Source organism: Spirillospora sp. NPDC049652, assembly GCF_040675125.1.
Lineage (GTDB): Bacteria > Actinomycetota > Actinomycetes > Streptosporangiales > Streptosporangiaceae > Spirillospora.
On sequence record NZ_JBFAOF010001157.1, the window covers coordinates 1 to 2006 of the forward strand.

4 protein-coding genes are annotated in these 2006 nt (G+C 71.9%); 1 reads left to right on the forward strand and 3 read right to left on the reverse strand.

Annotation, left to right across the window (positions count from 1 at the left end; genetic code table 11):
• Together AB0J52_RS38030 and AB0J52_RS38035 are read right to left on the reverse strand one after the other, a co-directional pair.
• The coding region (locus AB0J52_RS38030; RefSeq protein WP_500187848.1) for a hypothetical protein at positions 1 to 239 on the reverse strand (239 nt) is incomplete at its 3' end.
• Positions 240 to 350: 111 nt separating this feature from the next.
• Complete coding sequence (locus tag AB0J52_RS38035; RefSeq protein ID WP_500187850.1) at positions 351 to 638, reverse strand: PGPGW domain-containing protein; 288 nt, start codon at positions 636 to 638, stop codon at positions 351 to 353.
• A gap of 358 nt (positions 639 to 996) precedes the next feature.
• Here AB0J52_RS38035 and AB0J52_RS38040 point away from each other — a divergent pair, with 358 nt between their 5' ends.
• Positions 997 to 1416, forward strand: a complete 420-nt coding sequence (locus tag AB0J52_RS38040) for an SsgA family sporulation/cell division regulator (protein WP_026413300.1) — start codon at positions 997 to 999, stop codon at positions 1414 to 1416.
• Between the two features lie 322 nt (positions 1417 to 1738).
• On the opposite strand, the gene AB0J52_RS38045 is transcribed toward AB0J52_RS38040, so the two are convergent.
• On the reverse strand, positions 1739 to 2006 hold a 268-nt coding region (locus AB0J52_RS38045; RefSeq protein WP_500187851.1), incomplete at its 5' end, for a TetR/AcrR family transcriptional regulator C-terminal domain-containing protein.

Below are 2006 nucleotides of genomic sequence, written 5' to 3' on the forward strand. Positions count from 1 at the left end.
TGCGCGGCGGCGTTCAGCATGTCGAGGGTGTCCAGGTCGGGCGCGCCGCGCTCACCGGCGTTCTGCACCGCCCGGACCAGCAGTTCCCGCCCCTGCTCGCTGAGCAGCCGGCCGACGTCCACCCGCTGCACGCCGGGCCGCGCGGGCGGCCAGGACTCGCCGCCGAAGACGCGGCCGCCGAGCAGGTCGAACCCCCGGAAGGGGTCGTCGAAGAACGATCCGAACGGCGAACTGGTCACGAGGTCCCCCAGACGAGCGGCAACAAGGGGCTCGTTTCCGCCCGACACGGACATAAGACCAGGTCGGGCACCCGGTTGGGTAAACAGCCGCTCAGTCGGCGGGCACGCGGCTCAGTCCTCGGCCGCGCCGCGGCGGGAGCGCCGGGAGCGGGCCTTCTCGCGCGCCTTCTCCTTGGCCTTGTCGGCGGAGGCGCGGGCGCGGCGCAGCGCGTTCTGCGCCCAGGCGAACTCGGTGGCGAGGATCGCCAGGCCGAGGACGATGCCGAGGATGCCGGGCCCGGGAGTGACCATCATGACCACGCCGAGGGCGAGGACGGCGGTGCCCACGACCAGCACGCCCCCGCGCCAGGCGAGGTGCGTCGCGCGGTTGCGCCGGACACGGGCCTGAAATCGCTGCATCCGGCCCGGTCGATCCTTTTCCATGTCAATAGTCACGCTTTTACCCAAGGTCAGGAGGTGACGGCCAAGATGCGGATCATGGCCGTTTTCCGGTCCGGGGCGGACCGGCCCGCCGTTACCTGGGCCGAGTGCGGTCCGTCCCTTGAACACAACGACCCGGCCGGACGAAATGATCCAATTGCCCAGGTCAGCCGCCCAATGTTCTTACGTGATATTGGTCACACGAACACGGGGCGGCGGAATGTTCCCACAACTCGGCCCAGTTACGCGTCATAGATCGCGGGGACATCCGTGAGAGGAGTGAAGTTCCCACCCAACGCCCGCGCGCACCGCGGGACCGACGTCCGAAGGAATGGCCATGAACAGCAGCAGCACCACCGTCTCAGCAGAGCTGGGCCTCCGACTCGTCGTCCCCGACCGCACGACCGTGCCCCTGCTCGCCGGCCTGTCCTATGCGGCCGACGACCCGTACGCGATCCGGATGGCCTTCTACGTCGGCGACGACGAGCCGGTCGAGTGGATCTTCGCGCGCGAGCTGCTCACCGTCGGCATCGTGCGCCGGGTCGGGGACGGCGACGTCGCGGTCTGGCCCTCGGCCGACGACGACGAGACCCTCGACATCGCGCTCAGCTCGCCGTTCGGCGACGCGCTGTTCGAGGCTCCGCTCAGCCCGCTCGCCGACTTCCTGCACCGCACCTACCAGGTCGTGCCCGCCGGGCAGGAGCCGCGCTTCATCGACATCGACGCCGAGCTCGCCACGCTGCTCTGGTCGTCCTGACCGCGCGGGGACGGTCTCGACGACCGTCCCAGGACGCCTCCCGCACCCGGCGGCGGAACTTCACTCCCCCGATTCCCCGCCCGCACCGGCCGCCAAGGCCGCACCTCCGGCCTGCTCGCCCGACCGGCCCGCCCGACCGGCCCGCACGGCCGACGTGGGCGGGCCGTCCGCTGCGGTCAGCCGAGCCGGCGGGCGGCGGCCTCATAGGTGGTGGCCGGGGTGCTGTTGAACGCGATGGCCGCGTCCGGGGCGTGCCGCCTGATGAGGTTGACCACCAGCTCAAGTAGTTCCACCTGGTCGTCCGAGTGCCGCAGGCCGCCGCTCAGCGGACCGGAGGTGCGCCGCTCCCGGGACGGCGGGCGGCGAGACCGTCCAGCAGCACGTCGAGCGCGAACGCGAAGCGCCGCTCGCTCTCCCGCTCGGCGTCGACCTCGCCCGAAGCGGCCAGCCGCTCGGCGAGCAGCGGGTGACCGCCGACCGCTTCACGCAGGTGTTCGCCGACCGCTCCGGCCCAGTTCGTCCCGGCGTCGCGGAGGGCGTCCCGCCAGGCGAGCTCGGCGACGACCGCGCCCACGACGTGGTCGTTCACG

Excerpts from the sequence above, each read along its gene's own strand:
- AB0J52_RS38035 (WP_500187850.1), bottom strand. The coding sequence starts at position 638 with ATGCAGCGATTTCAGGCCCGTGTCCGGCGCAACCGCGCGACGCACCTC.
- AB0J52_RS38040 (WP_026413300.1), top strand. The coding sequence starts at position 997 with ATGAACAGCAGCAGCACCACCGTCTCAGCAGAGCTGGGCCTCCGACTC.